The organism is Oryzifoliimicrobium ureilyticum, assembly GCF_037199735.1.
GTDB classification, from domain to species: domain Bacteria; phylum Pseudomonadota; class Alphaproteobacteria; order Rhizobiales; family Rhizobiaceae; genus Rhizobium; species Rhizobium ureilyticus.
This window is the reverse complement of record NZ_JBBBVQ010000005.1, coordinates 1-25,147: the sequence shown is the minus strand read 5'-3', so window position 1 is coordinate 25,147 and position 25,147 is coordinate 1. Positions and strand designations below refer to the sequence as shown.

Sequence of the window (25,147 nt, the reverse complement as noted above, 5' to 3'; positions counted from 1 at the left end):
CCCAATGGCACAGGCATGCGGCAGCCCCAATATCGCAATGCAGCAATTGCGTCCACCGTGGGCCGCCATCTTGGTGATGAAAAGCTGAAGTGCAAGACAAAAATAGTATAAAGCCGCCAAGAAGTCATTTCAAAGCAGATGCGCAATGTCCTGACGCACTGCCATAAGCGTCGCCAGCGGAACGGGGTTAGTGGCAAGAAGTCGGATCACCGGCAGGCGAAAGCGTTGAGCCAGCACAACCTCCTCATCTGCGGGAGGTATGCGATTTTCACCTGTAGGTTCCCCGGGAAGTATTGCGTAATGAAGGGCGGCCAAAGGTTGGCAGGGATATGTTACAATGCCTGTCCCGCGGATTTCGATCATCCCCTTGATGGTCGCCGGCGCTTCGGCAAAAAGACGCTGACCGCTTTCATGAAGAAGAACTTGATCGTCTGCAATGAGATAGGCTTTGATGCCCATCCGCTTTGCCTCGGTAAGACAGGCGAAAGCCAGCATTGACTTCCCGCTGCCCGATGGGCCCATGAAAATCAAACCGCTTCCACCAACCGTGATGGCTGTTGCATGGAGGTTGACCCGGCTCTCTTCGCTCATCCCTGAACTTCCGCAGGAAGCGCCAGAATGAACCTTGCGCCCAATATGGCGTGGGTCTCGCTGTCGATCATGTTTTCAGCACGCAAGGATCCGCCATGAGCCTCGGCAATCTGCCGGCTGATCGACAGGCCGAGCCCCGAATTCTGGCCGAAGCCTTCGGCCTCCGGGCGATCCGTATAGAAGCGCTCGAAGATGCGATCGATGTTTTCTGCCTGGATTCCTGGTCCATTGTCTTCGACATAGACGAGGCAGCGCGAGCGCGTACGCACGAGTTTGACCGTGATCTTGCCGCTGTCTTCAGGCACGAAGGACCGAGCATTTTCGATCAGGTTCGTGATGATTTGGCCAAGGCGAAGGTCATGCCCGTTTACAAGGAAACTTGTTTTTACTCCTGGCTTCCGCTCAATGGAAAGCTCGATCTGCACTTCCTTTCGCCGGCTCCTGATTTGCCGCGAAATCTCGACGAGGTCGCGCAGAAGCGTTTCAAGATCGACGGACGAGGAATCCACCCGCGCAAGTTCAGCATCGAGACGCGAAGCGTCTGAAATGTCGCTGATCAGGCGATCGAGTCGGCGAACATCGTGCTGGATGATATCGAGCAGCCGCTTCTTTGATTCTTCGGATTTCGCGAGCGGCAGCGTCTCGACCGCGCTCCGCAATGAGGTCAGCGGATTTTTCAGTTCGTGACTGACATCGGCCGCAAAGCTCTCAATGGCGTCGATCCGGTCGTAAAGGGCCGTTGTCATTTCCCCAAGGGCAATCGACAAATTGCCGATTTCGTCCTGCCGGGCTGAGAAATCCGGGATCTGCTCGCGTTCTTTCGCACCTCGTCTGACACGAATGGCGGCAGCTGACAGGCGGCGGAGCGGATTGGCGATCGTTGAAGACAACATGAGCGACAAGAGCACGTTCACGAGGGTCGCCACGCCGAAGACGCGCATGATGCCGAGACGCTCTGCATGGACGATATTGTCGATATCGCCCGCCTGCGTGGAAAGTAAGAGGACGCCGAGAACAGCGCGCGAGCGCTGGATCGGCACCGCAACGGAAACGATCAGCTCGCCTTTCTCGGTGGTTCGAACGACCGCGCCTCGAACGCCGGTGAGGGCATTCATGACTTCGGGGTAAATCGATCCATCACCGCCCGGGGCTTCTTTGTAGAGGGGAAGATTCCTCGGCTGCAGCATCTTGTTGAAGAGGGTCGATATCCATTCTCCCCAAGTCTGGCTTTGATCGTCCACCGGAGGCAAGTCAAAGCGAAGGACTTGCCCACGTGAATAAAGATGGCGTGAATCGAGCAAGAGATTGGCGTCTGCATCGAAGATGCGTGCTCGGGTATGGGTCGGAGATATAAGTCTGCGGAGGACAGGTGCAACCTTCTCGGGATCGATCGGGAATTCGAGATCTTCGTCATTGGGCGCTGGCGTAATGCTCTGTCCGGCCTGAAGCTCGAGGAGTTTCTGCGGATCGATGGTGATCGAGTTTGTGTCGACCGAAGCGGAGGCAGACACTGCGCCCGCAATAATTTCACCTTGGGTGAGCAAGCTCTCGACGCGTGCGTCAATCAGCCCTTCGCGGAACTGGTTGAGATAAAGAATGCCGCCGACAAGCACCAGGAGCGCGGTCAGATTGAAAAAGACAATCCGCCGTGTCAGGCTCGAGAAAACCGCATTGCCGAAAACGCGACGGATCAGTGTGAACGGGTGTGACCAGCGGCGTCGCAGAATACGTCGGCTACCCGTATTCTCGACATCGTCCAAATCACGTTCTTGCACCAATTGTGCCAAGACAGGCCCTTCCGGAGCACGGAGAGCTCGCAAACTCTCCGCTACTCAAACTGATAATAAGGCGTCGCTTACACCATCAAGCCGCTTCGCGGAAACGATATCCGACGCCGTACAGCGTTTCGATCATATCAAAATCGCTGTCGACCATCTTAAACTTTTTGCGAAGTCGCTTGATATGGCTGTCGATCGTTCTGTCATCGACATAGACCTGCTCGTCGTAGGCGGCATCCATCAAGGCGTCGCGGCTCTTCACCACACCCGGCCGCTGAGCAAGGGAGTGCAAGATCAGGAATTCCGTGACGGTCAGCGTCACTGGCTCATTCTTCCAGGTGCAGGTATGACGCTCCTGATCCATCACGAGTTGTCCGCGTTCGAGCGTCCGGGCAAGCTGAGCTGCTCCCGGCTTGGCAGGCGTACCAGCAACGATGGCTGCCGCATCGCGGCTGGACGCGCGGCGCAAAACGGCGCGGACACGCTCGACAAGCAATCTCTGCGAGAATGGCTTCGTGATGAAGTCGTCAGCCCCCATTTTAAGACCGAACAACTCGTCGATCTCCTCATCTTTTGAAGTCAGGAAGATGACAGGGATATCGGACTTCTGCCTGAGACGGCGAAGCAGCTCCATTCCATCCATGCGAGGCATCTTGATATCGAATATCGCCAGATGAGGCGGGCGAGCCAAAAGGCCGTCGAGAGCCGAAGCACCGTCGGTATAGGTTTCGACCTTATAACCCTCGGCTTCCAAAGCAATCGACACGGAAGTCAGGATATTGCGGTCGTCGTCAACGAGCGCGATTGTCGGCATGGTATTCGTCTCCGTCATCAGCTGCGCATCTCCAGGAAAGGACGTCCTCCAGGCGGCCTCAAAAGGCGGTGCGCTTATGCAGGATAAAGGTGGAACAAATTGTGGCAAAGATAAAGGGGGCACATGCACGCCACCTTTACGCGCAAAAGTGATGCTCTCTTATAGGCCTGAACCGCGGGGATTTCAAACGATTTAAAAATAGACAGGAATATTTAAATCGATTAATAGTTTGATATTGTTATATTTTTCTCGTTTTTGCCACTTGCGTTTTAAAAATTCTCTTTCTAACGTTGGGCTAGGTCAATGATGACGGCCAACCAGAGGAAGAGCGATGGAAGTCTTCGGAGTGCACAACCCGGCTATCGAGCTGGCGCAAATGGGTCTGAGCGCAGCACGCAGTGTTCGCTATAACTTTACGGCTGCTCCGCTTTATGAAGAAGCGATTCGCCGCGGCGAAGCCATGTTGACTGCGTCTGGCGCGCTGCGCGCATTGACTGGGCAGCACACCGGCCGTTCTCCAAAAGACAAATTCGTCGTTCAAGACGCCAACACCGACGGCCAGATTTGGTGGGATAACAACAAGCCTATTTCGCCTGAAAAGTTCGAGCTCTTGAAGCAGGATATGTTGGCCCATGCCGCCGGCAAGGATCTTTTCGTCCAAGATTTGATAGGTGGCGCTGATCCTGCTGAGGCTCTGCCGACGCGCGTTATCACAGAATATGCCTGGCATTCCCTCTTCATCCGGAATTTGTTGATTAGGCCGGACACGGCGACGGTCGAGAGCTTCATGCCAAAGCTTACGATTATTGATCTGCCATCCTTCAAAGCCGATCCAGCACGGTATGATGTACGCACGGAAACCGTGATTGCTTGCGACTTCACAAACGGGCTGATCTTGATTGCTGGTTCCGAATATGCCGGTGAAATGAAGAAGTCAGTCTTCACTGTGCTGAACTATCTTCTGCCTGAAAAGCGCGTGATGCCGATGCACTGCTCGGCAAATGTCGGCCCCGATGGCGATACGGCCGTGTTCTTTGGTCTGTCCGGCACCGGCAAGACGACCCTTTCGGCCGATCCCAACCGAACCCTGATCGGCGATGACGAGCATGGCTGGAACGAGAACGGCATCTTCAACTTCGAAGGCGGATGCTACGCCAAGACCATTCGCCTTTCAGCGGAAGCCGAGCCGGAAATCTACGCGACGACGCAGCGTTTCGGCACAGTCCTGGAAAATGTTGTTTTGAACGAAAGCCGCGAGCCTGATTTCGATGACGGCTCGCTTACAGAAAACACCCGTTGCGCCTATCCGCTCGACTTCATTCCGAATGCCTCGCGCTCTGGGCTTGCTCCGCACCCGAAGACGATCATCATGCTGACGGCCGATGCTTTTGGCGTCATGCCGCCGATCGCAAAGCTGACGCCCGATCAGGCCATGTATCACTTCTTGTCCGGCTACACGGCAAAGGTTGCCGGTACGGAGCGTGGCGTAACCGAGCCGGAAGCGACGTTCTCCACATGCTTTGGCGCCCCCTTCATGCCGCGTCACCCGGCTGAATATGGTAACTTGCTCAAGGAACTGATCCGCGATCATGGGGTCAATTGCTGGCTGGTCAACACGGGTTGGACAGGCGGAGCCTATGGCACGGGCCGCAGAATGCCGATCAAGGCAACCCGGACCCTGCTGAATGCGGCTCTTTCGGGCGACCTTTCGAAGGCTGACTTCCGCCGCGATGAAAACTTCGGTTTCGAAGTTCCCCTGGCAGTTTCTGGCGTAGACAGCCAGATCCTGGACCCAAGATCGACCTGGGCCGATCCGGCCGCCTATGATCGTCAGGCTGAAAAGCTGGTCGGCATGTTCATTACAAACTTTGAGAAGTTTGAAGAGCATGTGGAGGGCAGCGTTCGGGACGCCGCTCCAGGTCTAAAAGTCGCAGCCGAATAATCTTTGGATGGATTCACGTGAAACCCGGCGTCATCCGCCGGGTTTTCGCTGTTCTAAACGCGTGTCAGCGGGCGCAAATGCAAGTTGACCTTGCTGTAGCGTGCTTCTCAGACCTTTGCGTTTGCCAGATGAAAATCGGATTTCGATTTTAGGGCCGATGCTGTAGAAGACGCCATGGCCAGCGAACCCCTTTATATCTCTGATCGAATTACCATTGCCGGATGGGAGCTCACGGAGCAATTTGTCCTGGCTGGAGGGCCAGGGGGGCAAAACGTCAACAAAGTTTCCACGGCGGTACAGCTCTTCTTCAATCTGCTCCACTCGCCGTCGCTCGACGAGCGGGTCAAGGCGAATGCGATGAAGCTCGCCGGGCGTCGTGTCTCTAAGGAGGGTGTGCTCCTGATCGAGGCCAATCGTTTCAGAAGTCAGGAGCGGAACCGCGAAGACGCGCGCGAGCGTCTGAAAGAACTCGTTCTCGAAGCCGCTAAACCACCGCCACCACCGCGCCGCAAAACCAAGCCCACAAAAGGCTCCGTCGAGCGCCGATTGAAGCAAAAAATGGAACGAAGCGAGGTCAAGAAAATGCGCGGACGGCCGCAAAAGGCGGAGTGATGCAGCTTTCTGATGGGATTATCTACTACCCGTCTTACTTCCAGCGGAACGAGCAGGAGAAATTGCTGGAAGAGGTTCGCTCTGTTGTATCGCAAGCACCCCTTTATGTTCCAGCAATGCCGAAAACCGGAAAGCCAATGTCCGTACGCATGACGAATTGCGGCACTCTTGGGTGGGTGACAGATCGGGATAGAGGCTATCGATATCAGCATGAACATCCTGTGACGGGAAGGCCATGGCCGGCGATCCCGGCTGTTTTGCTTGACCTATGGCATTCGATTGCCGGCTATGAAAAACCTCCGGAAGCCTGCCTTATCAATTTTTATGCGGATGACGCGCGCATGGGTCTGCATCAGGATAAGGATGAGCAGGATCTTGATGCACCTGTTCTATCGGTGTCGCTCGGCAATAGTTGTCTGTTTCGGATTGGCGGCACGCAGCGGTCCTCGCCGACAAGTTCAATCAAGCTTGCCAGTGGTGACGTGATTGTTCTTGGTGGCGCTGGACGGCTTTGCTTCCACGGCGTCGACCGAATTTACCCGGCAACGTCAAATCTTTTAAAAAATGGCGGGCGGATCAACCTGACGTTACGACGTGTCACGTGAAACATTCCGGCCGCGTCTCTTGAAATTCAAAGCTTACGCAGGGCAACTTGCTCGACGAGATGGTTCGGACCTTTGCGAAGAATGAGGTCAGCCCGCGGACGTGTCGGCAGGATGTTCTGCCGCAGGTTCTTCAAGTTGGTATTGGACCAAAGACCTTCTGCGATCGAGACGGCTTCGGTGTCGCTGATCGAAGCATAGCGATGGAAGTAAGAATTGGGATCGAGGAAGGCCGTTTCACGCAGGCGCATGAAGCGCGTTACATACCAGTTGTGGATTCGCTCTTCCTCGGCATCGATATAGATCGAAAAATCGAAGAAATCCGACACCATCGGGACGATCTTGCCATCAATGGGAAGATCGCGCGATTGCAGCACATTAATGCCCTCGAAGATCAGAATGTCGGGCCTGTCGACAACCTTATATTCGCCTGGGATCACATCATAGATCAGATGAGAGTACGTCGGCGCGCGAACGTCGGGCTGACCTGCTTTGATGGCCGACAGAAAGCGAAGGATTTGTGCAGTATCATAGCTTTCGGGAAAGCCTTTGCGCTGCATCAGGCCTTCACGCCGCAATACCTCGTTTGGATAGAGGAAGCCGTCGGTCGTGATCAGGTCGACCTTCGGGCTTGATGGCCAACGGCGCAGCAATTCTTTGAGAACGCGCGCTGTCGTTGACTTTCCGACCGCAACAGATCCGGCGATACCGATCACGAAGGGCGTCTTGACGATGTCCGACAGCCGCAAGAACCGATTTCTCTGCTCGAACAGGAGTTGCGAAGATTCGACATGCGCCGAAAGAAGCCGCGACAAGGAAAGATAAATCCGCTCAACCTCATCGATATCGATCGGATCTCCGAGCGAGCGAAGCCGTGAAACTTCCTCGGCCGTCAGCGTCATCGGCGTGTCGGCACGAAAGCGGGCCCATTCCTCGGACGAAAAGAAATGATAGGGCGTGACCGAATTGACTTGTAAATGGTCGAGCGGCTCACTGACGGCAAGAATGTCCTTGGCGCTATTCATGAGCCCTCCCGGCTCGCTTTTTCGGCCAGGCCGGATTGAGCTGTCCTCCGCTCAAGCTCAGTCATGACTGACTCAATTCGTATATCGGCAATCTTCAACACCACCAATAGATGATAGAGGACGTCGGCTGCCTCATAGGTCAGGTTGTCTCGGTCATGGGTGACCGCAGCCATCACAGCTTCTATCGCCTCCTCACCCAGCTTTTTTGCCGCCTTTGACTGTCCTGCCGCGCATAGCTTCGCCGTCCAGGATTGATCGGGCGAGGCTTTCGATCGTTCTTCGATGATGCGTTCAAGGTCCGTTAGCGTAAAACTGGTCATGATCCTTTTCCTCAGTCCAGCCGCATCTCGATGCCATGGGCAGCCATGTAGCGTTTGGCTTCAGCAATCGAGTAGGTGCCGAAGTGGAAGATCGATGCCGCCAGGACCGCGTTCGCATGGCCTTTGACAACGCCGGACACCAGATCATCCAAGCTACCAACGCCACCGGAGGCAACAACAGGCACTCGCACGCGATCGGCAATTGCGCGCGTTAGCTCCAGATCATAACCGATCTTGGTCCCGTCACGGTCCATCGAGGTCACCAGAAGCTCTCCCGCACCGCGTGTTACCATTTGTTCAGCGAACTCGACGGCGTCAATTCCGGTCGCATTGCGACCGCCATGCGTGAAAATCTCCCACGAAGGAACATCGCCTGGCCGGCGCTTTGCGTCGATTGAGACCACGATACATTGATTGCCGAACTTATCGGCTGCCTCGGCCACGAAATCAGGATTGCGCACGGCGGCCGAATTGATCGAAACTTTGTCAGCGCCACACAGGAGCAGCTTGCGAATATCGGCAACGCTGCGCACACCGCCGCCGACGGTCAACGGCATAAAGCACTGTTCCGCAGTTCTGGCCACCACGTCAAAGATGGTATCGCGATTGTCCGACGATGCGGTAATGTCAAGGAAGCAAAGTTCATCGGCTCCTGCAGCGTCATATGCCTTTGCCGCCTCCACCGGATCACCGGCATCGACGAGATCCAGGAAGTTGACGCCTTTGACAACACGGCCATCTTTGACGTCGAGGCAGGGGATGACGCGGGCTTTCAGGCTCATAATGCGCGCTCCTCTTTGCGGGCTGCGGCAATCAGGGCAAGTGCTTCAGCCGGGTCGACGCGTCCGTCATAGAGCGCACGGCCGGAAATGGCGCCTTCCAGCTTTCGCGCATCCGGCTTGAGCAATCGTTTTACATCGTCAAGCGACGCAAAACCCCCCGAGGCAATGACGGGGATGGAAACGGCCTCGGCAAGCGAAAGCGTCGATTCCCAGTTGATCCCACTCAAAATGCCGTCACGGTCGATATCGGTGTAGATGATAGCCGCCACACCTGCGCCCTCGAACCGGCGCGCCAGCTCGATCACGCCGAGCTCGGAAGCTTCCGCCCATCCCTCGACGGCTACCTTACCGCCCTTGGCATCAATGCCGACAGCAACGCGTCCTGGGAAAAGCTTGCAGGCCTCGATCACCAGCGCGGGATCGCGGACCGCGACGGTGCCGAGGATCACGCGCGTCAGGCCTTTGCCGAGCCATGTCTCGATATGATCAAGGGTGCGGATGCCGCCTCCGAGCTGGACCGGATTCTTGGTCGTCTTCAAGATAGCATCGACAGCCGCGCCGTTGACGCTTTGACCCGCAAAAGCTCCATTTAGATCAACGACATGCAGGCATTCGAATCCCTGGTCCTCAAAAGCTTTCGCCTGGGCGGCGGGGTCGGGATTATAGACGGTTGCCTGCTGCATATCGCCCAGCTTCAGGCGTACGCACTCCCCGTCTTTAAGGTCGATAGCGGGAAAAAGGATCATGCTGTTTATCGTCCTTAATAAGCGCGAGCCTTAAGGCTTCCAGCGCAGGAAATTGGAAATCAGTTTCAGCCCTAGCTTTTGGCTCTTTTCCGGATGGAATTGGGAGCCCGCCTTGTTGTCCTTGCAAACAAAAGCCGTCATCGGCCCACCATAATCGGTTGTCGCCAGAACGTCTTCGGCATTGAGGGCGGCAAGATGGTAGGAATGCACGAAGTAGGCGTGCAGACCATCGGCCCCAGTCGGAATATCCTCAAATAATGGATGAGGCCCGCGCAGTTGCAGCGTGTTCCAGCCGATCTGCGGAATCTTTAGCGTCGGGTCGGTGGGCGTCATTTCCACGACGTCGCCAGCAATCCAGCCAAGCCCTTCAGTGACGGTCTTTTCGAGCCCGCGCGATGACATCAACTGCATGCCAACGCAAATGCCAAGAAAGGGACGTGCCTTTTCATCGATGGCCTCATGCAGCGCCTCGGCCATGCCGGAGACAGCGTTAAGGCCTTTTCGGCAATCAGCATAAGCGCCAACACCGGGCAGAACGACACGATCGGCGGCCGCGACATGCTCGGGCCGGTCCGTCAGTTCGATTGACGCATCAAGGCCAGCTTCTGCGGCGGCACGCTCGAAGGCTTTCGTCGCCGAACGCAAATTGCCGGAGCCGTAATCAATAATTGCGACGCGCATCAGCGTCCTCCGTTAAAGCCGAAAAGATCAAGCGATGTCGCCCCACCTTGGGTCGCAACGGCGCCACTCTTCCAATCGGGGACAATAATCTCGGTCTTTACCGGTTCAATATAGGTTGAGAAGTAGATCTCCTCAGCGGTTTTGAGTGAAGACGCGCTGATGACGGCCTCTTCCGACCAGCCTTTGCGCACCAGATTGCGCGCCAGCCAATGGCGTCCTTCAAGGCCGACGATCAACATCGTGGCAAAGCCGAGCGCGGCGCCCACAGGCCACATTCCAGCCTGCTGCATCAGCACGCGGGACGCTATCTGCAGTACGAAAGCACCGGCTGCCGCCAGCCAGAGCCGATTCACGGCGAGCCATATCCATGGAAACAGGAAAGCTAGAAATGAAAAACCATCGCGGATGAAACGGGTCTTATCGTGCCTTGCGTCTGTACCGGAAGGCGCGGTTACGACCAAATAGCTGGAAGTCATGCTGCTTGCTCCCTGAAGGAAATCAAGCGAGGCTGCCCTTCGTGGAAGGGATACGGCCTGCCTGGCGTGGATCTATCTCAAGGGCGCTCCGCAAAGCGCGCGCCACCGCTTTGAAACAGGTTTCCGCGATGTGATGATTGTTTGCGCCGTAATGGTTGAGGATATGGAGCGTAATACCGGCATTCTGCGCCAGCGCCTGAAAGAACTCGCGCACAAGCTCCGTATCGAAGGTGCCGATTTTCGGTGAACTGAAGGTCACGTTCCACACCAGAAACGGGCGTCCTGATACATCGACCGCTGCCTTCGTCATCGTTTCGTCCATCGCAAGATCGATCGACGCATATCGGGTGATCCCGCGCCGATCGCCAAGAGCCTTGGCGATGGCCTGCCCGATGGCGATGCCTGTGTCTTCAACCGTGTGGTGATCATCGACGTGAAGGTCGCCTTTGACGTCGATCTCCATGTCGATGAGCGAATGCCGGCACAGCTGGTCCAGCATATGATCGAAGAAGCCAACGCCCGTTGCAATCTTGCCCTTGCCCGTGCCGTCAAGATTGACCGACACGCCGACGGATGTCTCGTTCGTCTTGCGCGATACGGCTCCCGTCCGGCTTGTCGTGTCTTCGGTCATCGTCTTCTCCACCAGGATTGAGCGGGTTCCATATCAGGCAGCTTACGAAATATCCAGAAGCGCTCCGCCAGAAAATCCCGCCATTTGCAATCCGATTTTGCCAACTTACATAAGCGTCAACCCGGCCAAGATCAGGGCCGTAAAACAACCGCCCAATTCCCGGGCAAGGAAGATTTCATGACAACGATTATAACAGTTCGCAAGGCCGGCAAGGTGGTCATAGCCGGCGACGGTCAAGTCAGTCTCGGTCAAACCGTCATGAAGGGAAATGCGCGCAAGGTGCGCCGCATCGGCAAAGGCGATGTCATTGCCGGTTTCGCCGGCGCGACGGCAGATGCATTCACCCTGTTGGAGAGGCTGGAACGTAAACTCGAGCAATATCCCGGGCAGCTCATGCGTGCGGCGGTCGAACTCGCGAAGGACTGGCGAACCGACAAATATCTGCGCAATCTCGAAGCGATGATGATTGTGGCAGATAAGTCGGTAACGTTGGCTATTACCGGCAATGGCGACGTCCTTGAGCCGGAACATGGCGCGGTCGCCATTGGCTCTGGCGGCAACTATGCTTTGGCTGCAGCACGGGCGCTTCTTGATACGGACAAATCCGCTGAAGACATCGCGCGTCGTGCACTCGATATAGCCGCCGATATCTGTGTCTACACAAACCACTCCATCGTGGTCGAAACGCTCGACGCCGAAGCCTGATTGCCCTTCCCACCTTTCTTGGAAACAATAAGAATGACTAGTTTTTCTCCCCGAGAGATCGTCTCCGAACTTGATCGCCATATCATCGGCCAGCATGATGCAAAACGCGCTGTCGCCATCGCGCTGCGCAACCGCTGGCGGCGTCAGCAGCTCGATCCGAGCCTGCGCGATGAAGTTATGCCAAAGAATATCCTGATGATTGGTCCGACAGGTGTCGGCAAAACGGAAATCTCCCGCCGTCTGGCAAAGCTCGCAGGCGCGCCCTTCATCAAGGTTGAAGCCACGAAGTTCACCGAGGTCGGCTATGTCGGCCGCGACGTCGAACAGATCATCCGCGATCTCGTTGAGATCGGCATTGGCCTTGTCCGCGACAAGAAGCGCGCCGAAGTGCAGGCGAAGGCACATATGAGCGCTGAAGAACGGGTTTTGGATGCGCTGGTTGGCGCGACCGCTTCGCCCGCCACGCGCGAAACCTTCCGCAAGCGCTTGCGCGATGGTGAGCTCGACGACAAGGAAATCGATATCGAAGTCGCCGACACCGGTGGCGGCATGGGAGGCTTCGAAATTCCGGGCATGCCGGGGGCCAATATCGGTGTGCTGAACCTGTCGGACATGTTCGGCAAGGCCATGGGTGGTCGCACCAAGAAAGTCCGCACGACCGTCAAGGCCTCATACACCGATCTTATCCGTGATGAGTCGGATAAGCTGATTGATAACGAAGTCATTCAGCGCGAGGCCGTGCGCTCTGTCGAGAACGACGGCATTGTCTTTCTTGACGAGATCGACAAGATCGCGGCGCGCGATGGCGGCGTCGGTGCTGGTGTTTCACGTGAAGGCGTTCAGCGCGATCTTCTGCCGCTGGTCGAAGGCACAACGGTATCGACCAAATATGGACCGGTGAAGACCGACCATATCCTCTTCATCGCATCAGGTGCCTTCCATGTGGCAAAGCCGTCGGATCTCCTGCCGGAACTTCAGGGTCGTTTGCCGATCCGCGTCGAGCTTCGTCCGCTCAGCAAGGAAGATTTCCGCAGGATCCTGACGGAAACCGAAGCAAGCCTCATCCGGCAGTACCGGGCCCTGATGGAGACCGAAAACCTTCAGCTCGATTTCACAGACGATGCCATCGATGCACTGGCGGACGTCGCCGTTCATCTTAACTCGTCTGTCGAAAACATCGGCGCGCGTCGCCTCCAGACCGTGATGGAACGTGTCTTGGACGAAATCTCGTTCAATGCGCCGGACAAAGGCGGCACGTCGACGACCATCGATGCCGAATATGTACGCAAGCACGTTGGCGATCTCGCCAACAATACGGACTTGTCCCGCTTCATCCTCTAAAAGAAGCGCCGCCGCAATTGCCTGGGATTGCGGCGGCGTCACCTCGACAGCAGCTGCGCGCTGTTCTAGTAAAGCTTGGATATTGCCGGCGCGGGGCATTTTTCGGCCATGATCATGGTTCACTGCCTTGCGTAAATCATGAACGAACCGCTGGGATGCAAGCCGTGCGCCGCCTTCTGACAAGCCTGACCATCGCCGTTGCCCTGTTTGCCGCATTTCCTTCCTTTGCTCTTGAGGTTGTTCCACCCGGCAACCGCAACGCCGAGCAGCCGCCCGTTCCCGGCGCTTCCGTCAGAAGGACCAAGGGAACAAGAGGCACGTTCGATAGCAAATACGAGAAGATCCGCGATCTCTTGGCGAGCGACCATGCCTTGATGGCAAAGATCAAGAAAACGGCTGCCGCATACGACATTGATCCTATTCACATCGTCGGCGCCTTGGTTGGCGAGCACACATATAACGTCGACGCCTATGACCGACTGCAATCATACTATGTCAAGGCGGCGTCTTATGCGGGGGAAAACTTCCGCTTCGCCTATCAAGGGGAAAGCGTCGAAACCTTCGTCAATCGTCCGCAATTCGCCAAATGCGCTGGCAAAACAGATTCTTACACATTGTGGAATTGCCGTGAAGACGTTTGGGATGAGGACTTCCGCGGCAAAACAGTTGACGGCAAGAGCTTTCCGAACAACCGGTTCAGTGCCGTCTTCTTCCAGCCCTTCTATGCAGGACAGACTTTTGGTCTTGGTCAGGTCAATCCTCTGACAGCTCTCATGCTGACCGATCTTGTTCATAAAGTTTCCGGCTATGATAAGCTGAACGAAAAGGATGCCGGCAGCGTCTATAAAGCGATCATGGATCCCGATATCTCGCTGGCTTTCATCGCTGCGGCAATCCGCCGCTCTATCGACGACTACAAACAGATCGCCGGGATGGATATTTCGAAAAACCCAGGCATTACGGCCACGCTTTATAATGTCGGCAATTCGCGGCAGCGCGCAGCGGCATTGGCGGCGCGGAACAAAAGCGGCGGTAAAACAGTCTTGCCTGAAGAAAACTACTACGGCTGGCTGATCAACGATAAGCTGGACGACCTAAGGCGCCTGCTCTAACTTCCTGCTGGTCGGGAAGTTTTATTCTTCCCTGAAAGGCAGTTTCGATGGATATGCGTCCGGATCCCTTCGTGCCCCCGGCGCCGGTGCCGCGCACAGTGCCGCCGAGCCGGCTGGAAATCATCAGGACGATCTTTCGAAATCCCCTCGAACTCTGGGGCGAACCCTCGTTCACGCTTCCGTGGATCAAGACGCGCTTCTTCAGCGAAGTCACCGTGATCGTCAACGATCCCGGCCTCATCCGTCACGTCCTCGTCGATAACGCGGCCAATTATCGAATGGCTGTCATCCGCCAACTCGTTCTGCGGCCAATTCTGCGCGACGGACTGCTGACAGCTGAAGGGCAGACATGGAAGCGCTCGCGCAAAGCCGTTGCGCCGGTATTCACGCCGCGTCACGCGCGTGGTTTCGCAGATCAGATGCTTCGGCAATCGCGAGAATATGTTGCAAAATACGATGTTCAGCCGGGCACGGTGTTCGACATTGCTGCCGACATGTCGGAGATGACCTTCGCCATTCTCGCAGATACGCTGTTTTCAGGCGAAATCGTTTCTTCGGAAAATTTCGCCGACGATGTCAACGCCTTGCTGCACCGCATGGGGCGTGTCGATCCGATGGATCTCCTGCGTGCGCCGCCATGGGTGCCGCGCGTGACGCGCATTGGCGGCCAGAAGGTACTCTCGAAATTTCGCGGCATCGTTCATGATACCATGGAGGCGCGACGCAGCCTTATGCGGCGCGATCGCGGCGCAGCGCCCGACGATTTTCTGACACTTTTGCTTGAGCAAGCAGGTCCCGACGGTCTCACCGATGACGAGATCGAAGACAATATCATGACCTTCATCGGTGCAGGACATGAGACGACGGCGCGAGCACTCGCATGGACTTTATATTGCGTCGCCAACAGCCCGCATATCCGAACAGCAATGGAAGAGGAAATCGATCGTATCCTTGCAAGCGATGCCGCCCCCGTCGACTGGCTCGATTTGATGCCTTACACACGCGCTGCCTTCGAGGAGGCTTTGCGGCTTTACCCGCCGGCTCCCTCTATCAACCGCGAAGCCATCACGGATGACAGGTGGACGAGCCCTGAAGGCAAAACCGTGACGATAGAGTCGGGCACCACCGTCCTGATTATGCCCTGGACCCTGCACCGCCACGAACTGTACTGGGAGCAGCCGCGCGCGTTTATGCCGGAGCGATTTTTGCCGGAGAACAGAGGCAAGATCGGCCGCTTTCAATTCCTGCCGTTTGGGGCAGGCCCCCGGGTCTGCATCGGAGCCACCTTTGCCCTGCAGGAGGCGGTGATAGCGTTAGCGGTCTTGATGCAGCGCTATCGCTTCGACGTAACGCCCGGCACGCAGGCATGGCCGGTGCAGAAGCTGACGACCCAACCGCAACATGGCTTGCCGATGTTCGTCACAAGGCGTACCGCTTCGTCGTCAGTCTAACTTTACCTGAGCTCACGGATTCACTAGGACGTAAGTGCGCAGGCAACGCGCCCGAGATCAAACATGCCGGGGAGGCTTCCATGGCTCGCATCGACAGAAACGGTCTGCAATTCGAAGAGGTCCTTCACAGCTTTCTGAAAGAGGAAGTGCTGCCGGGGCTCTCGATCGATGAGTCGCGTTTTTTCGCGGAGTTTTCGAAGATCGTTCATGATCTCGCTCCCAAGAACAAAGCTCTTCTGGATAAACGCGATGAAATGCAGGCCAAAATCGACGCCTGGTATCGCCAAAACGGCTCCATTCAGGATCACGACCGGTATGAAGCTTTGCTCCGTGAGATTGGCTATTTATTGCCCGAGGGGCCAGATTTTAGCGTAACCACCACGAAGGTTGATCCGGAAATTGCGGTGATTGCAGGCCCTCAGCTTGTCGTGCCGGTTATGAATGCGCGCTATGCGCTGAATGCCGCGAACGCGCGCTGGGGCTCGCTTTACGACGCACTCTACGGCACTGATGCCATTTCCGAAGCCGACGGCGCGGAAAAGGGAAAAGCCTACAACCCCAAGCGCGGCGATAAAGTGATTGCGTGGGCGCGTGAGTTTCTAGACCAAGCCGTGCCGCTTGCGGCCGGAAGCTGGACAGATGTCACGTCGCTCTCGGTTCGAAGTGGGCTTCTTATCATCGGAACATCGAGCAGCGAAGTGGGGCTTCGCGATGCAGATCAATTTGCCGGTTACCTTCAAAATGGGTCGACGCTCAGCCACTTGCTTCTGAAAAACAACAATCTCCATATTGAAATCGCTATCGATCCGACGACAGAGATCGGCAAAAGTGATGCCGCAGGCATTTCAGACATTCGTCTGGAATCGGCAATCACCACGATCATGGACTGCGAAGATTCCGTTGCCGCGGTCGACGCAGACGACAAGGTCGTCGTTTATCGGAACTGGCTTGGCCTCATGAAGGGCGACCTGCAGGAAGAGGTCGTCAAGTCTGGCGGAAGCTTCATCCGAACGCTCAATCCTGACACCACCTATACGAAGCCCAACGGCAGCACATTTGATCTTCATCGGCGCTCTCTCATGCTGGTGCGCAACGTCGGCCATTTGATGACCAACCCCGCTATCCTCGACCAAGAAGGTCAGGAGGTGCCGGAAGGCATTATGGATGCGATGATCACCGCCTTGATCGCGCTTTACGATATCGGACCGAAAGGACGCCATGCCAATTCCAGGGCCGGCTCTCTTTATGTCGTGAAGCCGAAGATGCATGGACCTGACGAGGTTGCCTTCGCGTCAGAAATCTTCGCCCGCGTCGAGGATGCTCTGAGCATGGAGCGCAACACAATTAAGATGGGGATCATGGATGAGGAGCGACGCACGACCGTCAACCTCAAGGAAAGCATCCGTGCCGCGCGTGAGCGAGTCGTCTTCATCAACACCGGCTTCCTTGATCGTACGGGCGATGAAATTCATACGTCGATGGAAGCTGGCCCTATGGTGCGGAAGGGCGATATGAAGCAAGCGGCTTGGATAGCTGCCTATGAAAATTGGAATGTCGACGTTGGACTTCAGTGTGGGCTGTCCGGTCACGCGCAGATCGGTAAAGGCATGTGGGCCATGCCGGATCTGATGGCAGCCATGCTCGAGCAAAAAATCGCTCATCCAAAGGCCGGCGCTTCGACGGCTTGGGTTCCATCACCTACTGCTGCCACACTGCATGCGACACACTATCATAAGGTTGATGTCGAGGACGTACAGGCTGCCTTGCGCGCCCGTCAGAGGGCGAAGCTCTCCGATATTCTGTCTGTTCCGGTGGTCACGCGCCCAAACTGGACGCCGGAAGAAATCCAGCACGAACTCGATAACAACGCTCAAGGCATTCTTGGCTATGTTGTGCGCTGGATCGATCAGGGCGTTGGATGTTCGAAGGTTCCGGACATCAATAATATCGGATTGATGGAAGATCGCGCCACCTTGCGGATTTCCGCACAGCACATCGCGAACTGGCTGCACCACGGTATCATCTCGAAAGAACAGGTAATCGCCACCATGCAGCGGATGGCGGCCGTGGTCGATCGGCAAAATGAAAGCGATCGTGCCTACCGGCCCATGGCTGGACGCTTCGATCAGTCTGTGGCGTTCCAAGCCGCCCTTGAACTGGTACTGCAGGGAAGGCAGCAGCCAAATGGTTATACCGAACCCGTTCTGCACCGACGCCGCCGCGAACTGAAAGCGTCTGCAGGCGCGTGATCGACAAGCGAGGGCAACTGCATTGCCCGCATATGCTGTAGGAATGTAGATCAAAGCAAAATGGCCGCAGCACCGCCGCGGCCATCTTCAATTTTGCCAATATGGATCCAGTTATTGGATCACGATAACCTTGGAAGTTGTCCGGCCTGGACGAACGCGGTTGTAGAGATCGATCACGTCCTGGTTCATCAGGCGAATGCATCCCGAAGAAGCGGCCGTACCGATGGAAGCCCATTCCGGTGTTCCGTGCAGGCGGAACAACGTGTCCTGGCCCTTGTCGTTGAAAAGGTACATGGCGCGAGCGCCCAGCGGATTGCTGAGGCCGGGGCCCATGCCACCCTCGACATATTTTGCAACATCAGGACGCCGAACTGCCATTTCCTTTGGCGGATGCCATGTCGGCCATTCCTGCTTCCAGGCGACATAAGCTGTGCCCGACCATGCAAAGCCCTGCTTGCCGACGCCGATGCCATATCGAACGGCCTTACCGTCGGACAGGATATAGTAAAGATGCCGTTCGCGCGTATTGACGATGATCGTGCCAGGGCGTTCGCTGCTCTCGTAAGAGACGATCTGGCGACGGAACTCCGGCTTAACGCGCTGGATTGGGATTGCCGGCAAAGCAAAACCCGCATCTTGAACGACGCCGTAAGAGTCGCTGAACGTCTCTGTCGACTGAAGAGCCGAGCCAATTCCGTTGATTGGCTGCGCGGCGGCAATGTTTGGGCTGGAAATGCTCATCGCAATCGTTGCGACAAGGCCGGCAACGGTCAGGGCTTTGCGTCTCAACATGGTCTTCTCTTAGTAGGTGAGGGGAGATCGTAAACTCCGACGATCCTTGAATTCAGTTTATTTTCGATTAGTCTCTGCTTTGCAAGTCGATGCTGCGACGCGACAGGGCTCCCGCATGCAAATTGAAGGCGCATTGTTTTTTTGCAACAATGCATCCCGATGGACTGAGATGACAATTTTAAGTTTTGCAAATAACAATCCCTTGATCGACGGACGTCAGTCGGATCGCGCCATGATGGTGAGGAAGGGTGTGCAGGTTCTCCTCAACGAGATGCGCTTTGCCGTTCTTCCCGAACTTTCTCTTGCAAGCGGGCGCCGCGCAGATCTCGTGGCGCTCTCCGAAAAGGGCGAGATTTGGATCATCGAGATCAAGACGTCGATTGAGGATTTCCGCGTCGACCGGAAATGGCCCGATTATCGTGCCCATTGCGATCGCCTGTTTTTCGCAACCCATCGCGATGTACCGCTTGATATTTTCCCGGAGGATTGCGGACTGTTCCTGTCGGACGGGTATAATGCGCATGCAATACGAGAAGCGCCGGAACATCGCCTGCCACCTGCAACACGCAAGGCAGTGACGCTGAGTTTTTCGCGCACCGCGGCTCAGCGGTTGATGATGGCAGAATGGGCGGTCGGCAGATCGCTCGGCATCGACGAAACGTAGGTGCGGCTATGGAAGCGCTATCGTAGCTTCGGCGTTTACCGTCCTCGAACGGTTCAAGGTAATCGACTCTTCAGCCAAAGCACGCCTTATTTCGGCGCGCGTTTGGCGAGGATGCGCTGCAATGTCCTGCGGTGCATGTTCAAGCGCCTTGCCGTCTCGGAAACATTGCGTTCGCACATCTCGTAAACACGCTGAATATGCTCCCAGCGCACGCGATCTGCCGACATCGGGTTTTCAGGCAGTTCCGCCTTTTCACCTGGCCGCTGTGTCAAGGCGGCATAAATTTCGTCGGCATCGGCAGGCTTTGCAAGATAATCGACAGCGCCGAGCTTCACGGCCGTAACGGCGGTTGCGATGTTGCCGTAACCGGTGAGGACAATCATCCGTGTATCGTCGCGTCGTTGGCGAATGGCGTCAATGACATCAAGTCCGTTGCCATCCCCCAAACGCAGGTCCACGACCGCGAATTTCGGAGGGTGGTTGACTGCCTTTGTCACACCTTCGGCAACAGATTCGGCCGTTTCAACCGCAAAACCGCGGCTTTCCATCGCGCGCGCCAGGCGCCGCAGAAATGGGCCATCATCATCGACGATTAGCAGGGTTGCGTCGGGTCCGATTTCCTCTGCCGAATGATTGAGAAGTTTGTCTTCGCTCAGGGCGTTCATGGCGCCAACCTCGCTTCTTTTGTTGTTTTGTTTTCGTTCTATCTAAGCAGTCGAAGTCACTTTGTCGAATTGCTATCCAGCAGAAAGCGCGGCCATTCGACACGCACGCAAGCGCCGGCCGCCTCGGGGTCGCGGTTGCTGAAATCAAGTGTCGCACCGGAACGCTCCAGTAAAGTCTTGGCGATGAAAAGGCCAAGGCCAAGGCCTCCTGCGATATCTTCCTTCTGCCGCTTCGTCACGTAAGGCTCTCCAATGCGGGTCAAGATATCGGGAGCGAAACCTTGGCCGTCGTCTTCGATCGTAATGATCACATGTTGAGCATCGTGCCTGACGGTTACCGTCACCTTTCTTTCCGCGTAATCGACAGCATTCTCTACGAGGTTGCCGAGCCCGTAGATCATGCCGGCATTGCGCTCGATGATTGGTTCGCCCTTGCGAGGACTGCGCTCGACAAGCTCAAGCTCCTTTCCAGAGTCGCGATGCGGCGCCAGCACCTCGTCTATCATCGACGACAGATTCAACCGGCTCATATGACGCTCGCCTTCGGCCGAAAGACTGGTCAAACGCCGCAGGATATCGCGGCAGCGCTCGCTTTGACTGCGCAGCAACTGCACGTCTTCGCGAAAGCGGTCGTCATTTTGCAATTCCCGCTCCATCTCCTTGGCAACCACGGTGATGGTGGCAAGCGGCGTACCGAGCTCATGTGCTGCTGCAGCCGCCAAACCGTCCAGTTGGGATAGATGTTTTTCTCGTTGTAACACCAGTTCGGTCGCGGCAAGCGCGTCCGCCAGCTGATTGGCCTCCATCGACACTCTATACGTATAAAAGGCAGCAAAGATCATCGTTGAGGCGATGGAGCACCAAACGCCGAATTGCATGACGCTGTGGACGCTCACTTGGATGCCCTCATACCAGGGCAGGGGAAAGGGAGACACCGCAAGGACCGTGACGCAGATCATTGCGATCCCAATGAGCACGGCACTGTAGCGAACCGGCTGTGAAGCAAAGGAGATGATGACCGGCACGCAAACAAGATATGCAAAAGGATTGGAAAGTCCGCCTGTCACAAATAAGAGCGCAGAGAGTTGAAGAAGGTCGAAGGCAAGCAACACGGCGGCCGATGCCGGAGTGAGGCGATAGGTAGCGGGATAACGAACGGCCAGATAGACGTTGACGAGCGCCAGTGAGCCGATGAGGATGCCGCAGCCGAAAACGGGGAAAGGGAAGTTGAGCCAGGCCGCCACGATGAAGACGGTAACGGACTGCCCGCAAACCGCGAGCCATCTCAGGCGAATCAGGGTTTGAAGCCGTAACGGACGGCTGTTGTTGCGCTCCTCGCGCGGCTTGTTTTCCACATTGTCGGCCATGGCCGTTCCGCTATTCCTGTTGTTACGTGCCGCGCGGCTTCGCGCGATGGGTTGGAAGCGCATCCTCGGGCCGCTCGGGCCAAGGATGTTTCGGATAACGGCCTCGCATATCGGCCCTCACGTCTTTCCAGGAGCCGGCCCAAAATCCCGGAAGATCGCGCGTCGTCTGGATGGGTCTGTGGGCAGGCGATGTCAATTCGAGGAGAAGAGGTATGCCAGCACCGACCCGGGGGTGTTCCTTCAGTCCAAACAGTTCTTGCACCCTGATCGTAAGCGTCGGGTCTTCGCTTTCATAGCTGATCGGGTGGCGCTGTCCGCTGGGGGCATCGAAATGCGTCGGTGCAAGACGATCAAGCTCCCGCTGGAGATTATAGGGGACAAGAGACTGAAGCCCGTTTGTAAGCCCGCCGACAGAGATTGCGGCAAGGCTTCGCGCCTCGTTCTGAAATGGAGCGAACCAATCGTCCAAAGCATCGAGCAGGGCTTCGTCGCTCAGATCCGGCCAGGGTTCTCCGGCCGTCCGACGAAGGAAATTCACACGCGCTCGCAGTTGCATCGCCTCTTTGGAAAACGGAAGCTGTTCGAGGCCTCTTTGCCGGACAGCCTCCGCGATGGCCTTCACCACGGCGGCCCCTGATGGTTTGGGAAGCGGTCTTTCTTCAAGAACGATGGCACCGAAGCGCCGCAGCCGACGCGCCCGAATATCGCCGCTGGCTTCGTCCAAAAAGACGCGGTCTTCATCGACGATCTGATCGGCCAGTTCCGTTTGCAAATCATCGCCGGAAATTTCTGCAGCGGCCAAAATTCGCGCCTGGGCCGCTCGCCCCGTCAGATCCGCAATCACCAGCATGTCTCGTTCTGCCAGCATCTCCGTCTCGGCAAGCTCGGCGCCACGACCATTTGCCATGACGAAGCGCCCCCGTCCGCCACGCTGGACCGCGACTCGATCGGGAAAGGCATGCAGGAGAAGACGCCCTGCCGTTGTCGGCTTATGAACGTCTTGTGTGGCTAGGCTCTTGGCAATCCGCATGGCGAGCCCCCGTGCGGCATCAGCGCGCTCGCCCGAGGCTGAACGAAACCTGCGAAGCCGCTCGTCAAGATCGATCGAATCGCCGCCAAGGCCCTGCTCCGTCAGAAGCACCGCAAGAAGTGCTGCATCCCTTGCATAACCTTCTTCGGACGCCGAAACGACCATCGCAGAAAGACGCGGGAGCAAAGCGAGCTCGCGCATTTTCTTGCCTCTTTCGGTGAGATCGCCTGCACTATCGAGAGCGCCGAGTTTCACAAGAAGTGCTCGTGCTTCTTTCAGGGTCGTCTCAGGCGGGGCATCGGAAAAGGCAAGGCTGGCGACGTCCTTGACGCCCCAATGGGCGAGATCAAGCGCGAGACCAGACAGATCGCTTGCAAGGATCTGCGGCGTGCTGAATGCCGCAAGTGCTGCCGTTTGTCCGGCGTGCCACAGGCGAATTGCAATGCCGGGTGCGGTTCGACCAGCGCGCCCCGCGCGCTGGTCGGCCGAAGCGCGCGACACGCGAACCGTCTCTAGACGTGTAATTCCAGTGGACGCTTCAAAGACCGGCACACGTTGCAATCCGCTGTCGATTACCACTCGGACCCCATCGATCGTGATCGACGTTTCTGCAATCGAGGTTGCCAAGACGACCTTGCGAAACCCGTTGGGCGCCGGCTGGATGGCAGTATCCTGGGCTTTCTGATCAAGGTTGCCGTACAAAGGCGCAATGACCGACTGGCTTGGCAGGCGCCCTTCCAGCCGCTCCGCCGTACGTCGAATCTCCGCCTGCCCCGGTAAGAATGCGAGGATGGAACCTTCTTCATCGTGCAAAGCATCAAGGATTGCTTTCGCCATCGCATCCTCGATCCGTTCACCGGCAGGCCTTTCGCGGTAGCGGATATCGACCGGAAAGCTGCGCCCCATACTTTCGATGACAGGTGGTCTGCCCAGCAGAGCCGCAACTTGCTCCACATCAAGCGTTGCAGACATCACAAGCACCCGAAGATCCTCTCGAAGTGCAGAGCGGACATCAAGCGCCAGTGCCAGACCAAAATCGGCGTCCAGCGAGCGTTCGTGAAATTCATCAAAGATCACCACCGAAATACCACTTAGCTCAGGATCATCGAGAACCATGCGCGCGAAGACGCCCTCGGTCACGACCTCGATGCGCGTGCGGTTCGAAACACGGTTGTCGAGGCGCATTCGGTAGCCGACGGTGCCGCCAACTGTTTCGCCTAGCAGGGCCGCCATCCGGTTTGCCGCAGTGCGCGCCGCCAGCCGCCGCGGCTCCAGTAAGATGATCCGCCCATCGCCGCGCCACGCGCAATCGAGAAGGCTGAGAGGGACCAGCGTTGTTTTCCCCGCGCCGGGCGGCGCGGACACGACAGCGCGACCTTCAACGCCGAGCGCTTCGGCAATCTGGGGCAAGACGTCAGAGACCGGTAAGTGTGGAAGCACGGGCATTTCAGGCTCTGCGAACGGCGTTTTCATAAGCAAATATCGCGCCCGCAAGGTCTTCCAGCGCGGCGCCAACCGATTTGAAAAGGGTGATTTCGTCTGATGCTGTGCGGCCGCGCACCGAGCCTGCCTGAAGTTCGCGCAATTCACCCTGGATCGCTTCAGCTTGTATGACCCCGCTTTGGAGCGGCTGAATAAGGTCACCGGCTTCGTGCAGAGCTCCCTCACGGGTATCGACGAAAATGCGCGACCGTCGGACGGCCTCATCGTCACTTTCGCGCATATCTGGCGCAAAGGCGCCAATAAGGTCCACATGAACCCCCGGCTTCAGCCATTCGCCCCGAAGAAACGGCGTTTTGGCCAAAGTCGCGCAGGAGATGATGTCTGCTTCAGAGGCTGCCGCCTCCAGATCTTCGGTAAAGCCGGCCTCATATCCGAGCTTTTCAATGTCCGAGGCAACCTCTTTGGCCTTCAGTCGATTGCGCCCCCATATAGTGACGCGCTCGATCGGCCGCACGGCCGCATGGGCCTGGACAAGGTTCGCAGCAAGCCTTCCCGTCGCGCAGACTAGAAGGTGTCTTGCATCCACGCGGGCAAGATGGCGCGCCGCGAGCGCTGAGGCAGCTGCTGTCCGCCGCGCCGTCAATTCGCCGCCATCGATGATGGCAAGCGGTTTGCCGGTTTCACCGGAGGAAAGAAAGTAAGTTCCGTGGATTGCCGGCAAGGCCCGGCGATGATTGTCGGGGAAGACAGAAAGGATTTTAACACCTGAATATTTGCCGGGCGACCAGGCCGGCATAATCAGGAGGACGGCATCGCTTTCATTCGGCAGTTCCATGCTATGATGCGCGCGCAGCGGTGCGACGCATCCCTGCTGAAACATCAAGGCCAGAGCATCGATCAAACCCTCCCAGGGCAACAAGTCTCGGGTCTGTGTCTCGTCCAACAAAAGCATTACGCAGGCTCCAAACGCTTCTTTCCATGTCGCTAAACCCTAGCGTTAGACATAGCGCTTGACTATGCCGAGGAAATGAAAATCAAATCCGCAATGAAGGCCAAGGCATTGGGGTCTCTCTCTGCCTCACACTGGGCGTCGCGTTCTGCCTTCAGACTTATTGTGGTCCTGGGCAGTTTGCTTTTCCCTGTAAAAAAAATGTCAAAAAACTTTTGGGGTAGGTGTTGACTGATTAGCTTGGGTGGGTCTATAAGTCCGCTCACTGACGAGGGCGGCGGGCGCTGCAAGCGGTTGTTGCCTTTGTATCTTGTTTCCTTGATTGGCTGGATTGCTGATTGTGCGGGTTTTGGCTTTTGAGCTGGGACTTGTTGGAGAC

Annotated in this window: 25 protein-coding genes; 9 read left to right on the top strand and 16 right to left on the bottom strand. The window is 56.7% G+C overall.

Translation table 11 applies throughout. The annotated features are described in order from the left end of the window. Window positions 1–129 precede the first annotated feature (129 nt). The 3 genes from VQ830_RS08810 to VQ830_RS08800 all read right to left on the bottom strand — a co-directional run bounded on the left by VQ830_RS08810 (window position 130) and on the right by VQ830_RS08800 (window position 3,183). Window positions 130–591 (bottom strand): HPr kinase/phosphorylase, encoded by a 462-nt coding sequence (locus VQ830_RS08810; RefSeq protein WP_337267727.1) that lies wholly within the window; start codon window positions 589–591, stop codon window positions 130–132. Next, window positions 588–2,378, bottom strand: coding sequence for a sensor histidine kinase (locus VQ830_RS08805; protein WP_337267726.1), 1,791 nt, complete (start codon window positions 2,376–2,378; stop codon window positions 588–590). Before VQ830_RS08805 ends, VQ830_RS08810 begins: the two co-directional genes overlap by 4 nt. A 76-nt stretch (window positions 2,379–2,454) precedes the next feature. Beyond that, the gene (locus VQ830_RS08800; protein ID WP_337267917.1) at window positions 2,455–3,183 is read right to left on the bottom strand and encodes a response regulator transcription factor; all 729 of its coding nucleotides are present in this window, start codon (window positions 3,181–3,183) and stop codon (window positions 2,455–2,457) included. A gap of 331 nt (window positions 3,184–3,514) precedes the next feature. On the opposite strand from VQ830_RS08800, the gene VQ830_RS08795 reads away from it, so the two are divergent. The 3 genes from VQ830_RS08795 to VQ830_RS08785 all read left to right on the top strand — a co-directional run bounded on the left by VQ830_RS08795 (window position 3,515) and on the right by VQ830_RS08785 (window position 6,342). Beyond that, window positions 3,515–5,125 carry a phosphoenolpyruvate carboxykinase gene (locus VQ830_RS08795; RefSeq protein ID WP_337267725.1) on the top strand — a complete coding sequence of 537 codons (1,611 nt, stop codon included), beginning with the start codon at window positions 3,515–3,517 and terminating at the stop codon, window positions 5,123–5,125. 174 nt (window positions 5,126–5,299) lie between these two features. Then, window positions 5,300–5,737 carry an alternative ribosome rescue aminoacyl-tRNA hydrolase ArfB gene (arfB, locus tag VQ830_RS08790; RefSeq protein WP_337267724.1) on the top strand — a complete coding sequence of 146 codons (438 nt, stop codon included), beginning with the start codon at window positions 5,300–5,302 and terminating at the stop codon, window positions 5,735–5,737. After that, a complete protein-coding gene (locus tag VQ830_RS08785) occupies window positions 5,734–6,342 on the top strand; it encodes an alpha-ketoglutarate-dependent dioxygenase AlkB family protein (RefSeq protein WP_337267723.1) in 609 nt (202 codons plus the stop codon). The genes arfB and VQ830_RS08785 overlap by 4 nt, the downstream gene beginning before the upstream one ends. Window positions 6,343–6,368: 26 nt before the next feature. Here the strand turns inward: VQ830_RS08785 and coaA are convergent, their stop codons facing one another. Genes coaA through hisB form a run of 7 tightly spaced genes read right to left on the bottom strand, consistent with a single transcriptional unit; the run spans window position 6,369 to window position 11,000 of the window. Continuing rightward, window positions 6,369–7,364 carry a type I pantothenate kinase gene (gene coaA, locus VQ830_RS08780; RefSeq protein ID WP_337267722.1) on the bottom strand — a complete coding sequence of 332 codons (996 nt, stop codon included), beginning with the start codon at window positions 7,362–7,364 and terminating at the stop codon, window positions 6,369–6,371. Continuing rightward, on the bottom strand, window positions 7,361–7,684 hold the full coding sequence (locus tag VQ830_RS08775; RefSeq protein WP_337267721.1) for a phosphoribosyl-ATP diphosphatase: 324 nt from the start codon (window positions 7,682–7,684) through the stop codon (window positions 7,361–7,363). Before VQ830_RS08775 ends, coaA begins: the two co-directional genes overlap by 4 nt. A gap of 11 nt (window positions 7,685–7,695) precedes the next feature. After that, window positions 7,696–8,466 (bottom strand): imidazole glycerol phosphate synthase subunit HisF, encoded by a 771-nt coding sequence (gene hisF, locus VQ830_RS08770; RefSeq protein ID WP_337267720.1) that lies wholly within the window; start codon window positions 8,464–8,466, stop codon window positions 7,696–7,698. Continuing rightward, the gene (gene hisA / locus VQ830_RS08765; protein WP_337267719.1) at window positions 8,463–9,212 is read right to left on the bottom strand and encodes a 1-(5-phosphoribosyl)-5-[(5-phosphoribosylamino)methylideneamino]imidazole-4-carboxamide isomerase; all 750 of its coding nucleotides are present in this window, start codon (window positions 9,210–9,212) and stop codon (window positions 8,463–8,465) included. The genes hisF and hisA overlap by 4 nt, the downstream gene beginning before the upstream one ends. Before the next feature lie 30 nt (window positions 9,213–9,242). Beyond that, a complete protein-coding gene (gene hisH, locus VQ830_RS08760) occupies window positions 9,243–9,893 on the bottom strand; it encodes an imidazole glycerol phosphate synthase subunit HisH (protein ID WP_337267718.1) in 651 nt (216 codons plus the stop codon). Then, window positions 9,893–10,369, bottom strand: coding sequence for a DUF2628 domain-containing protein (locus VQ830_RS08755; protein ID WP_337267717.1), 477 nt, complete (start codon window positions 10,367–10,369; stop codon window positions 9,893–9,895). Before VQ830_RS08755 ends, hisH begins: the two co-directional genes overlap by 1 nt. A 22-nt stretch (window positions 10,370–10,391) precedes the next feature. Continuing rightward, complete coding sequence (gene hisB, locus VQ830_RS08750) at window positions 10,392–11,000, bottom strand: imidazoleglycerol-phosphate dehydratase HisB (RefSeq protein WP_337267716.1); 609 nt, start codon at window positions 10,998–11,000, stop codon at window positions 10,392–10,394. 177 nt (window positions 11,001–11,177) lie between these two features. Here hisB and hslV point away from each other — a divergent pair, with 177 nt between their 5' ends. The 5 genes from hslV to VQ830_RS08725 all read left to right on the top strand — a co-directional run bounded on the left by hslV (window position 11,178) and on the right by VQ830_RS08725 (window position 17,858). Continuing rightward, window positions 11,178–11,705 carry an ATP-dependent protease subunit HslV gene (gene hslV, locus VQ830_RS08745; protein WP_337267715.1) on the top strand — a complete coding sequence of 176 codons (528 nt, stop codon included), beginning with the start codon at window positions 11,178–11,180 and terminating at the stop codon, window positions 11,703–11,705. 33 nt (window positions 11,706–11,738) lie between these two features. After that, a complete protein-coding gene (gene hslU, locus VQ830_RS08740) occupies window positions 11,739–13,046 on the top strand; it encodes an ATP-dependent protease ATPase subunit HslU (protein WP_337267714.1) in 1,308 nt (435 codons plus the stop codon). 164 nt (window positions 13,047–13,210) lie between these two features. Then, on the top strand, window positions 13,211–14,158 hold the full coding sequence (locus VQ830_RS08735) for a DUF1402 family protein (RefSeq protein ID WP_337267713.1): 948 nt from the start codon (window positions 13,211–13,213) through the stop codon (window positions 14,156–14,158). 47 nt (window positions 14,159–14,205) lie between these two features. Then, window positions 14,206–15,609, top strand: coding sequence for a cytochrome P450 (locus VQ830_RS08730; RefSeq protein WP_337267712.1), 1,404 nt, complete (start codon window positions 14,206–14,208; stop codon window positions 15,607–15,609). Between the two features lie 80 nt (window positions 15,610–15,689). Then, window positions 15,690–17,858, top strand: a complete 2,169-nt coding sequence (locus tag VQ830_RS08725; protein WP_337267711.1) for a malate synthase G — start codon at window positions 15,690–15,692, stop codon at window positions 17,856–17,858. A 111-nt stretch (window positions 17,859–17,969) separates the two neighbouring features. Here the strand turns inward: VQ830_RS08725 and VQ830_RS08720 are convergent, their stop codons facing one another. Next, window positions 17,970–18,650: a L,D-transpeptidase gene (locus VQ830_RS08720; protein WP_337267710.1), complete on the bottom strand. Its 681-nt coding sequence runs from the start codon at window positions 18,648–18,650 to the stop codon at window positions 17,970–17,972. A gap of 169 nt (window positions 18,651–18,819) precedes the next feature. Here VQ830_RS08720 and VQ830_RS08715 point away from each other — a divergent pair, with 169 nt between their 5' ends. Then, window positions 18,820–19,314, top strand: coding sequence for an MmcB family DNA repair protein (locus VQ830_RS08715; protein ID WP_337267709.1), 495 nt, complete (start codon window positions 18,820–18,822; stop codon window positions 19,312–19,314). An 86-nt stretch (window positions 19,315–19,400) separates the two neighbouring features. On the opposite strand, the gene VQ830_RS08710 is transcribed toward VQ830_RS08715, so the two are convergent. From VQ830_RS08710 to VQ830_RS08690, 5 genes are all read right to left on the bottom strand, one after another. Further along, window positions 19,401–19,979: an ActR/PrrA/RegA family redox response regulator transcription factor gene (locus VQ830_RS08710; RefSeq protein ID WP_337267708.1), complete on the bottom strand. Its 579-nt coding sequence runs from the start codon at window positions 19,977–19,979 to the stop codon at window positions 19,401–19,403. Window positions 19,980–20,035: 56 nt separating this feature from the next. After that, a complete protein-coding gene (locus VQ830_RS08705) occupies window positions 20,036–21,346 on the bottom strand; it encodes an ActS/PrrB/RegB family redox-sensitive histidine kinase (protein ID WP_337267707.1) in 1,311 nt (436 codons plus the stop codon). A 22-nt stretch (window positions 21,347–21,368) separates the two neighbouring features. Next, on the bottom strand, window positions 21,369–23,822 hold the full coding sequence (hrpB, locus tag VQ830_RS08700; RefSeq protein ID WP_337267706.1) for an ATP-dependent helicase HrpB: 2,454 nt from the start codon (window positions 23,820–23,822) through the stop codon (window positions 21,369–21,371). A 1-nt stretch (window position 23,823) separates the two neighbouring features. Next, complete coding sequence (lhpI, locus tag VQ830_RS08695; protein WP_337267705.1) at window positions 23,824–24,771, bottom strand: bifunctional Delta(1)-pyrroline-2-carboxylate/Delta(1)-piperideine-2-carboxylate reductase; 948 nt, start codon at window positions 24,769–24,771, stop codon at window positions 23,824–23,826. A gap of 62 nt (window positions 24,772–24,833) precedes the next feature. After that, the coding region (locus tag VQ830_RS08690; RefSeq protein WP_337267704.1) for a hypothetical protein at window positions 24,834–25,147 on the bottom strand (314 nt) is incomplete at its 5' end.

Bases quoted from the DNA above. Each gene is read 5' to 3' on its own strand.
- hslU (WP_337267714.1), top strand. From the start codon at position 11,739: ATGACTAGTTTTTCTCCCCGAGAGATCGTCTCCGAACTTGATCGCCAT.
- VQ830_RS08775 (WP_337267721.1), bottom strand. From the start codon at position 7,684: ATGACCAGTTTTACGCTAACGGACCTTGAACGCATCATCGAAGAACGA.
- VQ830_RS08720 (WP_337267710.1), bottom strand. From the start codon at position 18,650: ATGTTGAGACGCAAAGCCCTGACCGTTGCCGGCCTTGTCGCAACGATT.
- VQ830_RS08725 (WP_337267711.1), top strand. From the start codon at position 15,690: ATGGCTCGCATCGACAGAAACGGTCTGCAATTCGAAGAGGTCCTTCAC.
- VQ830_RS08800 (WP_337267917.1), bottom strand. From the start codon at position 3,183: ATGCCGACAATCGCGCTCGTTGACGACGACCGCAATATCCTGACTTCC.
- coaA (WP_337267722.1), bottom strand. From the start codon at position 7,364: ATGAATAGCGCCAAGGACATTCTTGCCGTCAGTGAGCCGCTCGACCAT.
- VQ830_RS08730 (WP_337267712.1), top strand. From the start codon at position 14,206: ATGGATATGCGTCCGGATCCCTTCGTGCCCCCGGCGCCGGTGCCGCGC.
- arfB (WP_337267724.1), top strand. From the start codon at position 5,300: ATGGCCAGCGAACCCCTTTATATCTCTGATCGAATTACCATTGCCGGA.
- VQ830_RS08705 (WP_337267707.1), bottom strand. From the start codon at position 21,346: ATGGCCGACAATGTGGAAAACAAGCCGCGCGAGGAGCGCAACAACAGC.
- hisA (WP_337267719.1), bottom strand. From the start codon at position 9,212: ATGATCCTTTTTCCCGCTATCGACCTTAAAGACGGGGAGTGCGTACGC.
- VQ830_RS08715 (WP_337267709.1), top strand. From the start codon at position 18,820: ATGACAATTTTAAGTTTTGCAAATAACAATCCCTTGATCGACGGACGT.
- hisF (WP_337267720.1), bottom strand. From the start codon at position 8,466: ATGAGCCTGAAAGCCCGCGTCATCCCCTGCCTCGACGTCAAAGATGGC.
- hisH (WP_337267718.1), bottom strand. From the start codon at position 9,893: ATGCGCGTCGCAATTATTGATTACGGCTCCGGCAATTTGCGTTCGGCG.
- VQ830_RS08755 (WP_337267717.1), bottom strand. From the start codon at position 10,369: ATGACTTCCAGCTATTTGGTCGTAACCGCGCCTTCCGGTACAGACGCA.
- VQ830_RS08710 (WP_337267708.1), bottom strand. From the start codon at position 19,979: ATGAACGCCCTGAGCGAAGACAAACTTCTCAATCATTCGGCAGAGGAA.
- lhpI (WP_337267705.1), bottom strand. From the start codon at position 24,771: ATGCTTTTGTTGGACGAGACACAGACCCGAGACTTGTTGCCCTGGGAG.
- VQ830_RS08795 (WP_337267725.1), top strand. From the start codon at position 3,515: ATGGAAGTCTTCGGAGTGCACAACCCGGCTATCGAGCTGGCGCAAATG.
- hrpB (WP_337267706.1), bottom strand. From the start codon at position 23,822: ATGCCCGTGCTTCCACACTTACCGGTCTCTGACGTCTTGCCCCAGATT.
- hisB (WP_337267716.1), bottom strand. From the start codon at position 11,000: ATGACCGAAGACACGACAAGCCGGACGGGAGCCGTATCGCGCAAGACG.
- hslV (WP_337267715.1), top strand. From the start codon at position 11,178: ATGACAACGATTATAACAGTTCGCAAGGCCGGCAAGGTGGTCATAGCC.
- VQ830_RS08810 (WP_337267727.1), bottom strand. From the start codon at position 591: ATGAGCGAAGAGAGCCGGGTCAACCTCCATGCAACAGCCATCACGGTT.